A 17,356-nucleotide genomic window follows, 5' to 3' on the forward strand; every position below is an offset into this window, starting at 1 on the left:
CGACTCTCCTCGCGGGTCAGTGTTCGAGCAGGACGGCGCCGAACGTGCCGCCGACCCCGACGGACGCCATCAGGGCCAGGTCACCCGGGCGCAGCCGGGGCCGGACGGTGTCCAGGTTCAGGAAGATGTCGGCGCCGAAGCAGTGGCCGTACCGGGGCACGTTGTCGAGCACGATCCGATCGGCCGGTACGCCGATCACACCGGCCGCCGCCCGCCACACGTTGACGTTGACGTTGTGCGGCAACAGGACTGTCAGCTCGTCGGGACGGCGTCCGGCCCGCCGCAGCGTCCGGTCGACCACGTCGCCGAGATGCTCCTGGAAGCGGCGTTCGTACTCCTGGCGGCTCGGCGCGCCGGGCTCGGTGTAGATGCCGCCGGCGTACTGGCCGTGCGTGGCGACCGCGTGGGCGAGCACCCGGTCGCGGGGCCCGTTCCGGCGCAGCAGCACCGCGCACGCCACGTCCCCGGCGATGCCGGTGTCCAGCACCCGCAGATCCGGGCTGTCGGCGGTCTCGCCGATCAGCAGGACGCCGACGGCGTCGCCGGGCCGCCCCGCGAGCAGCCGGTCCATCAGGTCCAGCGCGCTGATGCTGGAGACGCACTTGTTGGACTGGGTGCCGAAGCACAGCGCGTCGCCGCCGAGCTGCCGGGCGACCAGCCGGGGCAGGCCGGCGCCCACCGGTCCGATGTACGGGCCGGTGTGCGCGTGCACCACCACCGCCACGCGGTCCGGTGTCACGCGCGCCTCGTCGAGCAGCCGCCGGACGGCGTCCAGCAGCATCGGGAACTCCTGCCCGGCGGCGGCCACCGGGATCCGGTCGTAGCCGTAGAGCCGGCCGTACACCCGGGCGCGGGCCGAGGTGAGGCCGAGCAGCGCGTGGTCGTCGGTGACCGACAGCCGTCGTTCCGGTTCCACGCGTACCACCGCGTCAATCGCGATCATCGGGTGTCCTCCGGGCGGGCGGCGCGGCGACGACGCGGCGGCCGTTGACCGGGCTGCACGACAGCACCCGGGCCGGCACCCGGACCAGGCGGGTGGCCCGGTAACGGCGCAGCAGCTCGCGCCACTGCTCCGGATCGCGGTCGTCGAGCGCGGCGAGCCGGCCGAGCTTGCGGTACTGGAGGAACCCGCGTGGGCGGGACTGCGGGCGGGCCCGGCGGATGTAGCCCCAGGCGTCCCACATCAGCGGTTCCCAGCCGGCGAGGGCGGCCAGGTCGTACAGGAACAGGTTGCGGGCCTGCCAGCGGCCGGCGTCGGCGTTCAGCATCAGGCCGCTGAGGCGCAGCGCCGCACGCTCGCCCTCCTGGGCCCGGCGCCAGGCGCGGGCGCCGGTGAGGAACACCGACTCCGGAACGTCGTCCCGGTAGTGGTCGGGCAGTTGGAAGGTGTCCCGGGCGGTCCGGTACATCCGGCCGTCGGCGTACCGCCACCGGCCCTCGCCGGCCGACCAGTACTCGACCACCACGTGGTCGTGCATCGGCCGGTAGGGCACGTACAGGTGGTGGGCGGTGCCGTACCGCAGCCGGGCCGGCACCCCCTGCTCCCGCAGCACGGCGCAGAGCAGCAGGCTCGCGTCCCGGCAGACGCCCAGCCAGCGGCGGTGCAGCGGCCGGGCCCGGGTCAGCGGCGCCGGGTCGAGGGCGAGCACCCGGTCGAGCATCCGCCGGGTGGTGCGCAGGTCGATCTCGGCGAGCCGGTCCGGTCCGGGCTTCCAGCCGGCCGCGGGCGGGTCCAGCTCGTAGTGGGCGAAGAGGCCGCCGATGACCTCCACGAGGGCCGGCACGTCGGCCGGCAGCCGGCGCAGCGCCTCGGCGTGCGGTCCGGGTTCGGTCATCGGGGTGTGCCGGCGGTAGGTGGCGAGCATCCGGTCCAGCCCGGCGGCCGGTGTCCGCACGGCGGCGGTCACGATTCCTCCTCGAGCCGGCGCCGCAGCTGCGGGTAGTCCACCTTGAGGCTGCGGTTCTGCGGCAGCGGACCGACGTGGATGCGGCTCGGCCACAGGTGTTCGGGCAGTTCCCGGCTGATCCGGCGGCGCATCTCGGGCACCGGCGTCGCGGTGTCCGCGACGAACGCGACGAGCCCCTGGACGAGGCCGCCCGGCGCCATCGGCCAGCCGACCACCGCCACGGCCTCGGTGCCGAGCACCTGCCGCAGCAGGGTCTCCACCTCGAGCCGTTCCACCCGGTGCCCGCGGACCTGCATCTGGTCGTCGCGGCGGCCCTTGAACACCAGCCCCCAGCGCGGGTCGTGGGCGACCAGGTCGCCGGTGCGGTACCAGCGTCCGGGCGCGTCCGGCAGCTCGACGAACCGGGCCGCGGTCTGCTCCGGGTCGCCGTGGTAGCCCGGGACGAGCTGGCTGCCACGCAGCAGCAACTCGCCGGTCTGCCCGGCGGCCACCCCGGCCAGGTCGGCGCCGACGACGCGGACCTCCTGCCGGGGGTACGGCCATCCGATCGGCACGACGTCCGGCAGGTCCTGGTCCGGCCGCCAGCCGAAGGAGGTCACCGCGATCGTGCACTCGGTCGGCCCGTACACGTTGAACAGTTCCCCGTCCGGGTTGGCGGCGTGCCACGCCTGCGCGAGCCGCCGGGGCAGCGGTTCCCCGCAGAACAGCGTCCGGCGCAGGCTGGGCAGCGCGCCGGGCCGGAGCAGGCCGAGGTCGAGCAGGCTGACGCCGGTGGTGGGCACGGACAGCCAGAACGTCAGCGCGTGCTCCCGTACCAGCGCGGGGAGCTTGTAGACGGCCTGTTCGGGCAGCGCGTACACGGCCGCGCCGACGGTCCACGGCAGCGCGATGTCGTGCACCGACAGGTCGAACGTGAAGTTGTTGACCTGGGCGAACCGGTCCTCGCAGGTCGGGCCGAACAGCTCGATCGCGCCGTCCAGGTACGCGGTGAGGTTGTCCAGTGTGACCAGGACGGCCTTGGGCACCCCGGTGCTGCCGGAGGTGAACATCAGGTACGCGCCGCCCTGCGGCCGCCGGGGCTCGCCCTCCCACCGCGGCCCGGGGCCGTGGTCGAGCACCGGCGCCGGCGGCGCCATCATCGTCCGCAGCCGGTCGTCCTGGTCCGGGTCACCGCTGTCCAGGACCGCGACCACCTGTCCGTCGAGCCGTTTGAGCACCTTCTCGCAGTAGGCGGGCGGCGATGTGGGGCACATCGGCACGAACGCCTTGCCGGCCAGCAGGCTCGCCAGGATCGCGACGTACCGGGTCAGGTTCCGGCCGCAGTACACCAGGCAGAACGGCTCGTCCCGCTCGTCGAGCCGGCCGGCCAGGGTGTCGGCGCGGGCGAACAGCTCCCGGTACGTGTACGCGCGGTCGTCGACCCAGAGCGCCGTACGCTCCGGGTGCCGCCGGGCGGCGGCCAGCAGCCGGTCGCGCAGCTCGGCGCGGTATCCGATGGTCATGTGTGACTCCCGTATTCCAGCACCACGGCGGCGAAGACCGCGCCGAGCCCGACCGTGGCGAGCATCAGCCGGTCACCGGGCCGCAGCAGGCCCGCGCGGTCGGCGGCGGCGAGGTTGAGGAAGATGTCGGCGCCGAAGCAGTGCGCCGTGTGCGGCACCTGGTCCAGGTAGACCGACTCGAACGGAATGCCGGCGCGCGCCGCGACCTGCTTCCAGGAGAACGTGTTGACGTTGTGCGGCAGCACCATGCGGATGTCCGGCCAGGTCAGCCCGGCGTCGTCGAGCGCACGGCGCATCACGTCGGCGAGCCGCGCCGGGTACTCGGCCTCGAACTCGGCGTTGGCCGCCTCGTCCTGCCACTGGCAGGCGGCGTGCCGGCCGTACGTGTCGATCCGGGCGGCCAGGACGCGGTGACCGGCGTCGCGGCGGCTGAACAGGCAGGCGACCCCGGCGTCGCCGGTGACCGAGCTGTTCGGGATCACCTGCATGATCGGGGTGAACGCGACGTCGGCTGTCACCACGATCGCCACGTCGGTGGCCGACCCCCGGGCCAGCAGCCGGTCGACCACCCGCATGGCGGACACCGTCGACGCGCAGTTGTTGGTGGTCATGCCGAACGACTGCGCCCGGTCCAGCCCGAGCCGGCGGCAGATCCGGGCCAGGCCGGCGCGGCCCACCACGTCCTGGTGGGTGCCGGTGTGGGCGTGCACCAGCCAGCGGACCCGGCCGGAGTCCACACCCGACTCCTTGAGCAGGTTCGCCACCGTCTCCTCGACCAGGGCGGCGGTGTCGCCGGACCACACCGGTACCCGGTCGAGGCCGTAGATCCGGTGGAACACGGCCAGCTCGGCGCGCGGCATGTCGTACCGGCCGGCGAGGGCGAAGAGGCTGGGCCGGTCGTCCGGCACGACGGCCTGCACGGCGGTCAGGTTCAGCACGGCGCACCGGCCGGTGCCAGGGCCGCAGTGGGCACCGGGTACCGGCGCAGCAGCTCGGGCTTGTCCACCTTGCCGTTGCTGTTGCGCGGCAGCGTGGCGAGCACCTCGTACCGGGTGGGCCGCTGCCAGGTCTCCAGGCCGGACCGGCAGGCCGCACGCAGCGCGGACGCGTCGACGGCGGCCGGGTCGGCGGCGACGAAGGCGGCGATGTCGTGGTCGCCGTCGTCGAGGGCGGTGCAGACCACGCTCGCCTCGGCGACGCCCGGCGCGGACCGCAGGACCTCCTCGACGTCGCGGGGGATCAGTTTGCGCCCCCGGACCTTGATCACCTCGTCGATCCGGCCCTTGAAGAAGAAGTGACCGTCCTCGTCGAGGTAGCCGTAGTCGCCGGTGTAGAGGCAGCGGCCGCCGCGTACCGGGTGCTCACGGATCTTGCGGGCGGTCTCGTCCGGCAGTCCCCAGTAGCCCTGCATCACCGTGCCGCCGCGCACCACGAGCTGCCCCACCTGGTACGGCGGGCAGGGCCGGTCCTGCTCGTCGACCACCAGGATCTGGGTGTTCGGGATGGCCTGCCCGACGCTGCCCGGCTTGGCGTCGAGCAGCTCCGGCGGAAGGTAGGTGCAGCGCTTGCACTCGGTGACGCCGTACATCGAGTAGATGTCCGCGCCGGGGAACAGCCGGCGGATCGCGGCGATGTGCCGGGGCAGCAGCGCGGCGCCGGTGTTGGTCAGGCAGCGGACGCTGCTCACGTCCGGCATGCCGAAGCGGCTGAACTGCTCGACCAGCTCGAACAGCACCGGCACGCCGGGCACGACTGTGCAGCGGTAGCGGGCGATGTCCTTGACGACCTGCAACGGCAGGCTCATGTCCCGCTCCAGGACCAGCGTCGCGCCCTGCGAGAACGCCATGATCATCTGGTAGAGCCCGTAGTCGAAGGCGAGCGGCAGGGCGCAGAGGAACACGTCCTCCGGGCCGTTGCGCAGGTACTCGTTGAGCGAGTCCAGCGCGGTCAGCATGTTCGCGTGGCTGAGCATCACGCCCTTGGCGTCGCCGGTGGAGCCGGACGTGTAGACCAGCGCGGCCAGATCCTCGCTGATCACGTCGACGGGTGCCGGCGTACCGGCGAAGCGGGTGTCCTCGGCGCCGACCGGCAGCACCGCCCGGACCGACGCCGGCAGGCCCAGGCCGGTCAGGGAGCGCGCCATCGGCTCCAGCGCGAGCAGGACGGTGGCGGCGCAGTCGGCCAGCACGTGGCGTACCCGTTCGGGTCGCTGCTCGTGGCCGACCACCACGGCCACCCCGCCGGCGGCCAGCGCCGCCCAGAAGGCGGTCACCGTCTCGACCCGGTTCCCGGCGCAGATCACCACCCGGTCGCCGGGGCGCACGCCGTCGGCCTGGAGGCGGCCGGCCAGGCCGGCCACGCGTGCCGCCAGGTCGCGGTAGGTCAGCCGGTGCGGTCCCGCGATCAGGGCGAGCTTGTCGGGATGGCTGTCCACTGTGGCCGTGAGGACGTCGTACAGGGTTCGGTGCATCGTGTTTCCTTCAGCTCGTGGGAATGGCGCTGACCTGCCCACCGAGGCGGCGGGCGCGGAGCAGTTCGTGGACGACGAAGCCGACGGCCGGCAGGTGGGCCACGGCCAGCGCGAGGTAGACGTGGGACACCGGATGCCCGGCGCGGGCCAGCCCGGCGGCCAGGGCGAGCTGGACGACTGTGAGCGTGGCGTTCACGACCAGCGCCCGGACCCCGTTCCCGGTCTCCTCCAGGAAGATCGACAGGGTGAGCAGCGGACCGGCGACCAGATAGGCCGGCGCCAGGTAGCCGAGGTAGTCGGCGGCGGCCCGGGCCACCGCCGGATCGCCGGTGAGCAGCCCGGTCCCGGGCCCGCGGAGCAGCCAGACCAGGGCGGCCACGACCGCGAACACCGCCGCCGACAGCCCGACCGCGGCGACGACCGACGGTCCGACCCGCCCGCCCCGGCGCTGCGCGGCGAGCCGGTTGACGGTGATGCCGGCGCCCACACCGAGTGCGATGGCCGGCAGCAGCACGAGGTTCTGCACCCGGTACGCCACGCCGTACCCGGCCACTGTCAGCGGGGAGTAGCCGGCGAGGATCCGGGTCAGCACCAGCCCGCTGCCGAACAGCAGCAGGTAGCCCAGGCTCACCGGCACGCTGATCCGGCAGACCTCCCGCCAGGACCGGCGGACCGGTGCGCGCAGCCCGATCCGGGCCCAGGGCCGCACCCCGCAGAGGGCCAGGCGGCGGGACGCCCAGACCGCTGTGGCGGTCGCGGTGGTGGCGGTGGCCGCCGGCAGGGCGAACACGCCGAGCCAGCCGACGAGCGCGGCGGTGAGCACCACTCCGGAGCCGAGGCTCACCAGCGTGCCGACGGTCACCGCGCGTACCTGCCGCAGCCCGTAGAGGCTCGACATCAGCGCCACGCTCACCGCCAGCACCGCGCCGGTGAGCGTGTTGAGCTGGACGAACGCGTACACCAGGGTGCGCGAACCGGCGGGCACCGCGTACAGGTCGAGGAAGAGCGGGTGCGCCACCAGGAACAGCAGCGCCACGCCGAGGTTGACCGCCACGCCGAGCACGAGCACGGTCCGCTGCCGCCGCGCGTACGTGTCGAGGTCGCCGCTGCCCGACGCCTGGGCGGCGAACGCCACCGACGCGACACGCAGACTCTCGTTCACCGAGTTCTGCAGCAGGATCATCGGCAGCACCAGCGCCAGCGGGTACAGGTAGGCCGGATCGTGCCGGCCGATCACGGCGGTGTTCAGCAGCGGCGCCACCAGGCTCGCCAGCGACGCGAGCAGCACCGGCAGCGCGATCGCCAGCACCGGCCCGAGCACCGGCGGCGCGGCGCTGTCCCCGGCCGGGCGCGACTGGTCGACGGCTGTCATACCGGCACCTCCCGGCGCAGATAGCCGGCGTGCACGTTGGCGAGCTGGATGGGCGTGGTGCCCTCCATGAACTCGTACGCGACCACGTCGGTCAGGGACCGGGCGAGCCACGGGTGGTCGACGAGCGCCGCCACCGGCAGCTCCCGGGCGAGGACCGCGGCCACCTCCTCGGCCGCCGCAGTGGCCCGCTGCTTCGCCAGCGACACCAGCGCGCCGCGCAGCGGCTCCTCGTCGACCTCGCGGGCGGCGGCGGCGTTCAGCTCGCGCGACCGCTCCAGCATCTGGTCGAACCGGTCCAGCTCCGGGCGGGCGGCGCCGACGTGGTCCCGGACGTAGTCGACGAGGGCCTGGGCGTGGCCGAGAGCCATCGCCGCCACCCCGGGCCGGAAGCGGTGGAACGTCTTGAGCATGCCCATCATGCCGCGCTCGGTGGCCTTCAGGTGGCTGCCGAGCACCGCCTCCGGCGGCACCCGCAGTCCGTCGACGCGCAGCTCGGACAGTTGCGCGCCGGGCAGGGCGAACATCGGGAGCACGCGTCGTCGTACCGCGCCGGACTCGATCAGCTCCGGCGTCATCAGCACCGCCACCAGGTCCAGCGGACCGTCGCCGGTGCGCGCGAGGACGGTGCCGACGGGCGCCACCGCCCCGTTGCCGAACAGCAGCTTCTCGCCGGTCAGTCGGCCGTCGCGCAGCGTGGTGTCCAGGTGGGCGGCGTCGGAGCCGCGTCCGGGCTCGGTGACCGCGAAGAACGTGCGGCACCGGGTGGTGGACACCAGCTCCCGGAACCAGGCCCGCTGCCGCGGTGTGCCCAGCGCGTCCAGCAGCACACCGGACAGCGACGGGCCCGGGGTGGTGAGCAGGAAACTCGCGCTGCCGTAGCTGAGCGCCTCGAACATCGCGGCCCGCCGGCGGGTGTCCGCCGCGAACTCGGCCTCGATCTTCTGCGCGACCGCCGGGTGGTCGAGGTGCCGCAGCACCAGGTCGGGATCGTCCGGCACGGCTGGCGAGTTCTCGCGGTACCAGGTGGCCGCGGCCAGCCACTCCGGCCCGTAACGGGCGGCGAAGCGGTCGGGATTCAGTCGGAACACGGGGCACCGTCCAGGTAGATCCGGTTGGCGTAGAGCAGGGCGGTGCGCATCTGCGCCATCTGCCCGGCGAGGACGGACCGGCCGCCGGCCATCCGGATCAGGTCGTGGGCCAGCCCGTCGACCTCCCGGACCCACCAGGCCCGGCCCGCCGGTTCGGCGAGCGCGGCGGCCGCGTCGGCCTGGCGCAGGGCGGCGGCCCGGGCCACCAGCCCGGCCATCTGGTGGGCCACCACCGGGTGGGCACTGAGCCGCTGACCGGCCGAACGCCGGCCGGCGAGGAACCGCCGGCACCAGCGGACCGCCTCGCCGAGCGCATCCCGCTCGGCGTCGGCGAGGGCCTGCCGGAACAGCCGCAGGGCCGGTGCGTCGGCCGGTCCGCCGGCCGCCCGGTACCGCAGCACCACCAGGCCCGCGCGGGTCAGCAGCTCATGGGGTACGACGGTGAGCCGTTCCGCCCCGAGGACGGCGCCCGTGGTGAGGTCGAACGCCTCCACCGGCGCCGCGTCGCGGTCGGCGAGCACCAGCCCGGCGTACCCGGCGGCCTGGCCGGATCCGGCCGGCAGCGCGCCGGTCTCGCGGGCCCGGGCAGCGGCGGCGCCGACTGTGAACCGGACCGCGACCGGGTCGGCGGCGGGCCCGGCGGGCCGGGTGGGCAGTCGCAGCACGTTCGTCACGGCGTCACCGCCCGGGTCAGCACCACGGCGGCGGACAGGCTCTCCACGTCCTCCTCGACGTAGGCGACGTAACCGCCGGCCGGGGTGGTGGACTCGGCGCCGAGCCAGCGGAACAGCCCGGTGCAGGTGCGCTCCGGCGGCAGGAACTCGACCCGGCACGGCCAGGAGTCCGGCCCGTACGCGTAGGCCCACCGCCGGTAGAGGAACGTGGCCCGGTTGACCCGCACGGTCAGCTCCGCCGGGTCCACGTCGTACTCCGCGCACCAGCGCGCGACCAGGCGGGACAGGTCCCCGTCGTCGCCCAGCACCGCCGGCTCGCCGAGCGCCGTGACGGTCAGGATCTCCGTTCCGGCCGGGCGGCGGCCGATCCGCACTGCCCCGGCGGTGGACCGGCTCGGGCCGGGGAAGTGGGCGCCCACCGGGGCCGGGACTGTGGTCTGCTCGACGCTGAGCAGCAGGCCGTCGTGGTCCGCCGGACCGGCCCGCAGGAAGTCGCAGAGCACCAGCAACGCGAGCGCCGGGGAGATGCTGCCCTGGTCGACCAGGTCGAACGAGGTGCAGTCGAGGCGGTGCCGGTGGTGCAGGTACGGGCCGAACGCGGACACGTCCGGGTCGAACTCCGGCGTCCAGTAGCTGGTGACGAGCACACCGAGGTCGCGGAAGAGACCGGGTCCGGTGCGGTCGGCCAGCGCGTCGGCCAGGTCGACGAAGGTGTACTGGTCGCCCCGGGTGAGTGTGGCCTCGTCGAGGACCACGCCGGCCATCCGGTGCAGGTCCGCCTGGTACTCGACGAAGCGCGGCCGGGGTGGGTGCCGGTCGTCACGGGTGGGCAGCACCGCGTGGTGCGCCGCCTGTACGTAGAGGCCGGTCATCGGTCAGGCGATCTTCGCGGTGCTCAGCTGCGTCCGGACGTACTCGTAGATGCTGCCGATGGTCTGGAAGTGCTCGGCCTCCAGCGTCGTCGCGTCCACGAAGAACCCGTCGACCGCGTCCTCCAGCGCCATGAGGAACGTCAACGACGTCATCGAGTCGATCCCGAGGTCCTCGCGGAGCTGGGTGTCGAGATCCATGTCGAGGACGGCGTCGTCGTGCGTCACGTCGGCGAGCACGCGCTTGACGGTGTCGATGAGCTCGGATTCCTGGATGGGCACGGAAATGCTCCTTCGTTCGGGTCGGAGGCGGCCGGAACCGGCCCGCGAGCGGGCTGGGAATCGCCCGGGTGGGCGCACGGTTGTCCGCCGGCGATGGTGATCGGTGCGGAAAGGATTTCGGGGATCGCGATAAGCCGCCGGAAAGTGTCCTCCGGTTGCGGTCGGCGGAAGGAACTTTGCCGAACCGCGATCGGGGGTGTCAATGCTTTTCCGACTCGGCGGGTGACGGCAGTACGACTGAGCGTGTCAGTCGGAAATGCGGCACCGCGGCGATTCGTGCGGACGCGGCCGGCTCGCCTTTCCGGTGTTCCCGGCCGACCCGGTCCGGATCGGCGATGTCGGACCTGGCCGTCCGTACCCGGATCCGCGCTATCTGTCCACCTTGCCGGGTCGGACCGGGCCGGAGGCGCCGCTCACCCGGGCCGGACGGGTGGTCGCGGGATGTCTCCGCCCGGCCGGCGCGTGCTCGTGGCGATTACTCCATGAGGGCGTGTGGCGCTACCCGGTAGCCGACAGTCGTTTCCCGCAGTGATGCCGTGTGACGCAACTCGCCAACCGTCCTTCCGGCGGCTGTCCGGCGGCTGTCACTCCGCTTGCGGATGAGTTCTCGGCGAATCGCCGGCATCGAAAGGATGATTCGGAGTGGTCTCTTCGGTCCGGCTGTCGGAAACCGAATTGACCGCCTTCCGATCACGCGTCATCACGCGTTTACGAGAATGTGTCGCGGTGGGAATTCCACAACGGCGCGGCACCCGAGGCGGCCGCCTCTCGCCGGCGTTCGCCGAAGCGGGTCGCGGTGATGCCGCGTCCGGACCCTCCGGCGGCCCTTCGTGCATCGGAGATCCGCGATGCTAGCCTGCCCGTCTGGTAAGGACAGTCTTCTCGACCGGGTTCAAGAGTGGATCGATGACGGATGGTTCGGACGCCCGGCGTTCGCGGCACCACGCAACGTCCGGGACCACACCCGTGACCGGCGCCGGCAGCCGAGGTGGTCGCGGATGACCCGGACCGCACCGGCAGCCGCCCGGGCCGCGCTCGCCGCCGTCGTCGCGTCGGCGGTGCTCGCGCTGACGCCGCTCGCGCCGGCCGCCCGCGCCGAGGGCGACCACGTCAAGTACTACACGGTCGAGGCGGCCCACCAGGGCGAGCCGGAGAACCTCACCGAGATCGCGGAGCGGTTCCTGGGCGACGGCGCGCGGGCGGCCGAGCTGTTCGCGCTCAACGCCGGGCGGATCCAGCCGGACGGCACCACCCTCACCGACGGTTCCCGGCTCCGGGCCGGCTGGGTGCTGGTGCTGCCGTGGGACGCGTACGGCAGCGAGGTCCGCCGGGGTGTCCCGCCGGCCGCGAAGCCGGCGCCCGGCGCGTCCACGCCGGCCGGACGGCAGCCCGCCGCCGACGGCGACGCGGCCGTCCGCCCGCCGAAGGGGTGCCGCACCGCCGCGACGTCGCGCGCCCGGTCACAGTGGGCGGGTCCGCGCGTCGCCGCCGACCAGGCGTGGCCGCACAGCCGGGGCCGGGACCAGCTCGTGGCCGTCGTCGACTCCGGCGTCGCCGGCGGCCTGCCCCCGCTCGCCGGCCGGGTGACGACGGGTGTCGACCGGGCGACCGGCGGCGCTCGCGGTGACACCGACTGTCTCGGCACCGGTACGGCGATGGCCGCGCTGATCGTGGCGCAGCCGGTGCAGGGGTCGGCGGTGGCCGGCATCGCGCCGGACGCGGCGGTCATGCCGGTCCGGGTAGCCGGCCGGACACCCGGTGCCTCGACCGCGGCGAGCGTGGCGGGCATCCGGGCGGCGGTCGGCTCCGGCGCCTCCGTCGTCGCGCTTGGGCCGCAGGTGGACCTCGGCCAGGCCGAGGTGGTGTCCGCCGTCAACGAGGCGGTCGACGACGGCGTGGTGGTCGTGGTGGGCGCCGCCGCTGAGTCGGCGCCACCGGACCCGGACGTGCCACTGAACGACGCGGTGCTGCGCGTCGGCGGGATCGGGCCGGACGGGGGTACGGCCGACAGCTACCGGTCCGGCGGCGTGGACGTGGTCGCACCCGGCATCGACGTGACCAGCCTCGGCATCACCGGCGCGCGACCGGTGAACGGCGCCGGCACCCACCTCGCCGTCGCGTACGTGGCGGGGCAGGCGGCGCTGATCCGGTCGGCGTACCCGGATCTCGACCCGGCGCAGGTCCGCAACCGGGTGCTGAAGACCGCGAAGACCACCGGCGGCGTCGCGCCGGAGATCGACCTGACCGCCTCCGTCACCGCCGTGCTGCCCGAGGAGGCGCCCCGGGCACAGGCGGCCGCGCAGGCGTCCGGCTCCACCGGGATCGGCCGCCGGGCGGCGTTGCTGGCGCTCGCCGGGCCGGCGGCGCTCGCCGCCCTCCTGCTGGGCCTGCGCGCCCGCAGGTCGGCGCGGACGGGTGCCGGGCGGCCGGAGGCGGCACCCGCCGGGACCGGGACGGCAGCCCCGTCCGTCCCCACCGTCACGGCGGACGCCGCCGCGACGCGGACCGATCCGGTCGTCGCCGCCCCGCCCCCGACCGATCCGGCCGTCGCCGGGCCGGACGTGACGGCGGCGGTCGCGGAGCTGAGCCGCGACCCCGCGCTGCGGCACCTGGCCGCCGACGAGGCGGGCATGGCGTACCTGGCGGAGACCCGGCCGGAGGCGCGCGAGAAGGCGCTCATCGGCCTGGTGCCGGGCATGGACGACGAGACGGTGGCAGCGCTGCCGGCGATGGTGACGGCGCTGCCCGGCACCGACGAGCAGGAGCAGTCGCTCACCGGCGTCCTGGTCGACGTCCGGCGTCACCTGCGCGGCGACCCGCTCGCGCTGGACCGGGCGCTGGTGCGCGCCGGGAAGGTCCGGTGGCAGTCCCAGCACGAGCTGGCCGAACACGTCACGTCGTACGCGCAGCAGCATCCGGAACTGGACCGGCTCGCCACCGCCATCGCCGAGACCCGCTGGTCGAGCGGCGCCGGGGAGCCGGCGCGGGGCAGCTGATCAGAGCAGCACGAGTTCCTGGGCCAGCATGTCGGTCCAGGTGCGCCGGGTGAAGTTGCAGCCGGTGTGCGCCACGAACTGCTCCAGGGTGCGTACCGGCCCGATGCCGAGCCGGTCGACCGGCGGGGTGTGCAGCATGTAGAGCACCCGGCGACGGCTCAGCTCCTCGTAGCGGGACCAGTCCTGCTCGACGTGGTCGCTCCAGTGCCGCGGCCGGTCCTGCCGGATGTAGTAGTGCCAGGTCAGCACCTCGGTGGGGTGGAACAGGTCGTAGCCCCACGTGTAGGCGCGCAGGGCCAGGGTGATCTCCTCGCCGTGGAAGTAGATGCCCGGGTCGTAGGGCACCTCGGCGACGAACGAGCCGGGCGCGAAGAGGAACCCGGCGGCCAGGAACAGCGCCGGCTTGGGCGGTACGCCGGGCGCGGCCCCCTCGATCAGGCGCTGACCGAAGACCGGTACGCCGAACGTCGTCCAGTCGCTGACGACGATCTCGGCGGGCGCGCCCGCGCCGGTGAACTCCTGATCGGGCTCGTAGCTCGCCGGGTACGCGGTCAGGACCGGCTTCGCCGCACCCGTCTCCCGCGCCATCCGGATCATCCGCACGTCCCAGCCCGGCGCGAACCGGGTGTGGCTGTCCACCTGCAACAGCCAGTCCTCGCCGCGGTATTGCTGGAACGTCTTGTCCCGGGCCCAGCAGGCGCCGCGGCTGTCCCGGGCGTCGTACTCCTGCACGTCCACCTGCGGCAGGTCCCGGATGGCGGAGATGTCCTCGTCGCCGAGGTGCTGCCAGCACACCCCGATGCGGACGTCCTCCGGGTGCGCCGCCTTGGCCAGGCAGTCCAGCACCGTCGGCACCAGTTCCCGGTCCCGGTACGACGCGACCGCCACGAAGATCGTCACGCGTCCGCCTCCGCCGGGACGAGGGCGTACGACTGGAACAGCAGCGCCAGCGCGCGGTGCTCGTCGGCGGGGTCGGTGACCGGGAGCCGGTCACCACGTGACCGGATGTGGGCCAGGAGGTCCGGCTCCGGCGCCAGCCCGTACGCCTGGAGGTAGTAGGCGACGGACTCGGGCCAGAGCCAGCGCCCGTCGGTGCGGTAGGTCATCGGCACGACCCGGCCGCGTCCGGGCTCCACCACGTCGGGCCCGCGTGCGGTGGTGGCGAGCACCGGCGTGCCCGCGTCGAGGTACGCCGCCGCCCGTTCGAGGTCGGTGCCGGACAGCCGCTCCCGGTCCGGCGCGAAGCGAGCACCGTCGTCGTCCACCTCGTCGAAGACGCGGGCGATCCGCAGCGGTTCGGTGTCCCGGCCGGCCCAGAGCAGCGCGCCGGACCGGCGGGCCGCGGCCGCGTACGGCGGGAGCTTGTCGCCGGGGCGGTACACCTCGACCAGCGGGGCCGAGATCCCGGCCCCGGCGAGTTCCCGCATCACTGTCGCCGCCGTCGCGGCCTGCGGCCCGTTCGTCTCCAGCACGTAGACCGGCGCGGGCGGGATCACCGAGGCCGCCCACTCCGGGGCGATCCGCCATCCGCGCCACAGCGCCACCGCGCCGGGCTGCTGCCGGGCCGCCGCGACCGCGACCCGGTCGGTGTCGTCCATCAGGCCGTCGCGGCCGGTGAGGTCGGCCAGTGGCGGCACCCGGCCACCGAAGACACGCGGATTCGGTACGGCCGACGCGAACGTGAACGGCAGGTCGACCGGTCCGGGCGGCTCCGGGAGAGACACCGTGCCGGTGTCGGCGAGCCGCAGCCGCGCCTCGGCGAGCATCGCGTCCGGCACCCGGCCACCGAGGTGCAGCAGCGCGATGTGCAGCTCGTCCTGGTCCGTCATTCCCGGCCTCCTCGCGTCCTCGTCGGCGGGCGTCGGCGCATTCGACCACGGCGGCCGACGGGAGCGCCGCGCAGTGCCGGGGCTCGTGCCCGAAGGACACCGCGACCCGAGGCGTTCGTGCACCCGGTCAGAGCGCCCTCGCGCGTACCAGGGCGGCGAACGCCCGGTGGACGGCGACCGCGTCGGCGGGCGCGGGCGGGTCGGCCCGGCACCGCCGCAGGTGCCGTAGCAGACCCTCGTCGGTCAGCGCGCCCTCGTCGAGCAGCCGGTCGGCCACGTCGGCCGGCCAGACCCAGGTGCCGTCGGTGCACAGGTGCGCGGTCAGGGCGGGCGCCGACCGCAGGTGGGTGACGAACGCCGCGATCTCGTCGTCGTCGACCGGGAGCCGGGCGTCCCCGTCGGCGGCCAGGTGCACCTCGCCGGGCGGCTGAGGAGCCCAGATCAGCGCGGACCGGGACCGGGCCGCCCACTGGTACGCGGGCAGCGGCAGGTCGGGCCCGTACACCTCGACCGGCGCGGCGTGCCCGGCGTCGGCGAGGGCCTGCTGTCCCCGGTCGGCGATCGCGGGCAGTTCGTCGTCGGGCGCCGTCGCCTCGACCAGGTAGACCCGCACGGCGTCGACGGTGCCGTCCGGCCCTCGGGTGATCCGCCAGCAGCGCCACACCCCGGCGGTGCGCGCCGGGTCCAGCACGTCGAGCAGGGCCCGGTCGAGGTCGTCCACGGTGCCACCGGCTGTCTCGTCCACCACCGGCGGCGCGGCCGTCGCGTACAGCGGCAGGTCGGCCGGCGGGAACGGGACGAACAGGGCCGTCGGTTCGGCGTCCACGTTCTCGTCCGCAGCCGGTTCGGGCAGCAGCGGCGTCTCCGGGGGCAGCAGCGCGGTGAGCACCGCGATCTCCGCCGCTGACTGCGGGAACGCGCCAAGCAGCCGTGCGGCGCAGGCGCCGTGGTCGCCGTGGACGAGCAGGCCACGCAGGCCGGCGAGGTCGCCGTCCGGGATCCGGCCCGCGGCACGCAGGCAGAGCAGGTGCAGCAGACCGGTGCTCATCGCGTCGCCGCCGTCTCGTGCAGGAAGGCGGCGGCCAGCCGGGCGGGCGCCGGGCCGCCCGGGTTGACGAGCACGTCACCGTCACCGGCCGCCCCGGCCAGTTCCGCCAGGTCCAGCAGCCGCCACCCGGGCGCCGGCACCGGCTCCCGGTGGGGTTCGCCGGTGGCGACCACCACGCACCGCTCGTCGCCGGGGGCGCTGACGACGAGCGGCCGCCCGTCGCCGTTCACGGCCAGGTGCAGGGGGGACGCGCGCAGCACCGACCGCAGGTGAGCCGGCTGCGCCGCACCGGCCGCGACCAGGCGCAGCAGCGCGTCGACCGGGTCGGTGGGGGAGTCCGGGAAGTGCGGGCGGTAGTCCGGGTTGCGCCGGAACTCGCCCACCTCGCCGTCCGCGCCGACCTGCCACACCCCGACGACCGCCTCGAACGGCGGTTCGTCGTCCTCGCCTGCCGGCCACTGCGGGTCGAGCAGGAACAGGAACTCGTCGTCGCTCATCCGTCCGTGTCCTCGTCGGCGAACCGGAGGGCGTGCCAGACGATCGCGGCGGCCAGCCGTACCGGCTCGGGGCCGTTCGGGTCGACCAGGACGTCGATGCCGTCCGGAAGCAGCTCGGCCAGCTCGGCCGCCTCGACCCGGCGCCACCCGGGCGCGAAGGTGCGGGCGCGCTCGTCGGCCGAGGTGGCCACGACCACGCACGGCAGGTCGTCGAAGGAGCGGACGACGAGGGGACGGCCGTCGCCGTTCATCGCGAGGTCGAGCGGAGAGGCGCGCAGCGCGGACTGGACCTGCTCGATCGCGGCGTCGCCGCGCATCATCCGGTGCAGCAGCACGTCGAGCGGCTCGGCGCCGTGGGTCATGGTTCCTCCAGGTGGCGGCGGCCCGCCGCGACGGTACGGTCACGGCGGGCCGTCCGTCCGGCTCAGGCGAACGGGTCCGGTGCGGCCGGGACCGGCACCGGAGGCAGTCCCTCCCGCGCGGCGTACTCGTTGAGCCAGCGCTCCAGCGGCGGGCCGGACGGCGCCACCCACGGCTCGGCGCCGTTCTTCGGCACGACCAGCGGACCCACCGCGAGCGTGTCCATGATGTCGCCGGTCTCGGTGGCCCGGACCGTGTTGAACGGGTACACCCAGCACCACTCGTACTCGGCCGGTGCGTCCGGGGCGAGCAGCGTCAGCGGCTGCTCCGGGTTCTCCAGCCGGCGCAGCGCGGTCTGCGCCCGGGTGCGGGCGTCGTCGGCGTTCATCGGGTAGTCCTTCTCTGTCGTGGTTCGTCTGACGGGATGCCCGCCCCGGCCGCCGTGACGGCCGGGGCGGGCGG

Annotated in this window: 17 protein-coding genes; 1 reads left to right on the plus strand and 16 read right to left on the minus strand. The window is 74.5% G+C overall.

Annotated elements, in window-relative coordinates:
- Positions 1–16 precede the first annotated feature (16 nt).
- Genes ML5_RS22680 through ML5_RS22725 form a run of 10 tightly spaced genes read right to left on the minus strand, consistent with a single transcriptional unit; the run spans position 17 to position 10,164 of the window.
- The gene (locus ML5_RS22680; RefSeq protein WP_013476321.1) at positions 17–943 is read right to left on the minus strand and encodes a 3-oxoacyl-[acyl-carrier-protein] synthase III C-terminal domain-containing protein; all 927 of its coding nucleotides are present in this window, start codon (positions 941–943) and stop codon (positions 17–19) included.
- Complete coding sequence (locus ML5_RS22685) at positions 930–1,907, minus strand: transglutaminase domain-containing protein (RefSeq protein WP_013476322.1); 978 nt, start codon at positions 1,905–1,907, stop codon at positions 930–932. The genes ML5_RS22680 and ML5_RS22685 overlap by 14 nt, the downstream gene beginning before the upstream one ends.
- Positions 1,904–3,409, minus strand: coding sequence for an AMP-binding protein (locus ML5_RS22690; RefSeq protein WP_013476323.1), 1,506 nt, complete (start codon positions 3,407–3,409; stop codon positions 1,904–1,906). The genes ML5_RS22685 and ML5_RS22690 overlap by 4 nt, the downstream gene beginning before the upstream one ends.
- Positions 3,406–4,347 (minus strand): ketoacyl-ACP synthase III family protein, encoded by a 942-nt coding sequence (locus ML5_RS22695; protein ID WP_013287006.1) that lies wholly within the window; start codon positions 4,345–4,347, stop codon positions 3,406–3,408. The genes ML5_RS22690 and ML5_RS22695 overlap by 4 nt, the downstream gene beginning before the upstream one ends.
- Entirely contained in the window at positions 4,341–5,879 is a 1,539-nt protein-coding gene (locus ML5_RS22700; RefSeq protein ID WP_013476324.1) for a class I adenylate-forming enzyme family protein, read from the minus strand. Before ML5_RS22700 ends, ML5_RS22695 begins: the two co-directional genes overlap by 7 nt.
- Positions 5,880–5,889: 10 nt before the next feature.
- Positions 5,890–7,251: an MATE family efflux transporter gene (locus ML5_RS22705; RefSeq protein WP_013476325.1), complete on the minus strand. Its 1,362-nt coding sequence runs from the start codon at positions 7,249–7,251 to the stop codon at positions 5,890–5,892.
- Positions 7,248–8,339: an acyl-CoA dehydrogenase family protein gene (locus ML5_RS22710; protein WP_013476326.1), complete on the minus strand. Its 1,092-nt coding sequence runs from the start codon at positions 8,337–8,339 to the stop codon at positions 7,248–7,250. Before ML5_RS22710 ends, ML5_RS22705 begins: the two co-directional genes overlap by 4 nt.
- Positions 8,327–9,013 (minus strand): hypothetical protein, encoded by a 687-nt coding sequence (locus ML5_RS22715; RefSeq protein ID WP_013476327.1) that lies wholly within the window; start codon positions 9,011–9,013, stop codon positions 8,327–8,329. Before ML5_RS22715 ends, ML5_RS22710 begins: the two co-directional genes overlap by 13 nt.
- Complete coding sequence (locus tag ML5_RS22720; protein ID WP_013476328.1) at positions 9,010–9,885, minus strand: hypothetical protein; 876 nt, start codon at positions 9,883–9,885, stop codon at positions 9,010–9,012. Before ML5_RS22720 ends, ML5_RS22715 begins: the two co-directional genes overlap by 4 nt.
- A gap of 3 nt (positions 9,886–9,888) precedes the next feature.
- Complete coding sequence (locus ML5_RS22725; RefSeq protein WP_013476329.1) at positions 9,889–10,164, minus strand: acyl carrier protein; 276 nt, start codon at positions 10,162–10,164, stop codon at positions 9,889–9,891.
- A 998-nt stretch (positions 10,165–11,162) separates the two neighbouring features.
- On the opposite strand from ML5_RS22725, the gene ML5_RS22730 reads away from it, so the two are divergent.
- Positions 11,163–13,160, plus strand: a complete 1,998-nt coding sequence (locus ML5_RS22730) for a S8 family serine peptidase (protein ID WP_013476330.1) — start codon at positions 11,163–11,165, stop codon at positions 13,158–13,160.
- On the opposite strand, the gene ML5_RS22735 is transcribed toward ML5_RS22730, so the two are convergent.
- The 6 genes from ML5_RS22735 to ML5_RS22760 all read right to left on the minus strand — a co-directional run bounded on the left by ML5_RS22735 (position 13,161) and on the right by ML5_RS22760 (position 17,282).
- Positions 13,161–14,060 carry a GlcNAc-transferase family protein gene (locus tag ML5_RS22735; protein WP_013286998.1) on the minus strand — a complete coding sequence of 300 codons (900 nt, stop codon included), beginning with the start codon at positions 14,058–14,060 and terminating at the stop codon, positions 13,161–13,163.
- Entirely contained in the window at positions 14,057–14,989 is a 933-nt protein-coding gene (locus ML5_RS22740) for a hypothetical protein (RefSeq protein WP_013476331.1), read from the minus strand. The genes ML5_RS22735 and ML5_RS22740 overlap by 4 nt, the downstream gene beginning before the upstream one ends.
- A gap of 127 nt (positions 14,990–15,116) precedes the next feature.
- Complete coding sequence (locus ML5_RS22745; RefSeq protein WP_013476332.1) at positions 15,117–16,037, minus strand: hypothetical protein; 921 nt, start codon at positions 16,035–16,037, stop codon at positions 15,117–15,119.
- Positions 16,034–16,534 (minus strand): type VII secretion system-associated protein, encoded by a 501-nt coding sequence (locus ML5_RS22750; RefSeq protein WP_013476333.1) that lies wholly within the window; start codon positions 16,532–16,534, stop codon positions 16,034–16,036. The genes ML5_RS22745 and ML5_RS22750 overlap by 4 nt, the downstream gene beginning before the upstream one ends.
- Positions 16,531–16,896 (minus strand): type VII secretion system-associated protein, encoded by a 366-nt coding sequence (locus ML5_RS22755; RefSeq protein WP_013476334.1) that lies wholly within the window; start codon positions 16,894–16,896, stop codon positions 16,531–16,533. Before ML5_RS22755 ends, ML5_RS22750 begins: the two co-directional genes overlap by 4 nt.
- A 62-nt stretch (positions 16,897–16,958) precedes the next feature.
- A complete protein-coding gene (locus ML5_RS22760) occupies positions 16,959–17,282 on the minus strand; it encodes a YrhB family protein (RefSeq protein WP_013286993.1) in 324 nt (107 codons plus the stop codon).
- Positions 17,283–17,356: the final 74 nt, after the last annotated feature.

The organism is Micromonospora sp. L5 (assembly GCF_000177655.2).
Taxonomy (GTDB): domain Bacteria; phylum Actinomycetota; class Actinomycetes; order Mycobacteriales; family Micromonosporaceae; genus Micromonospora; species Micromonospora aurantiaca.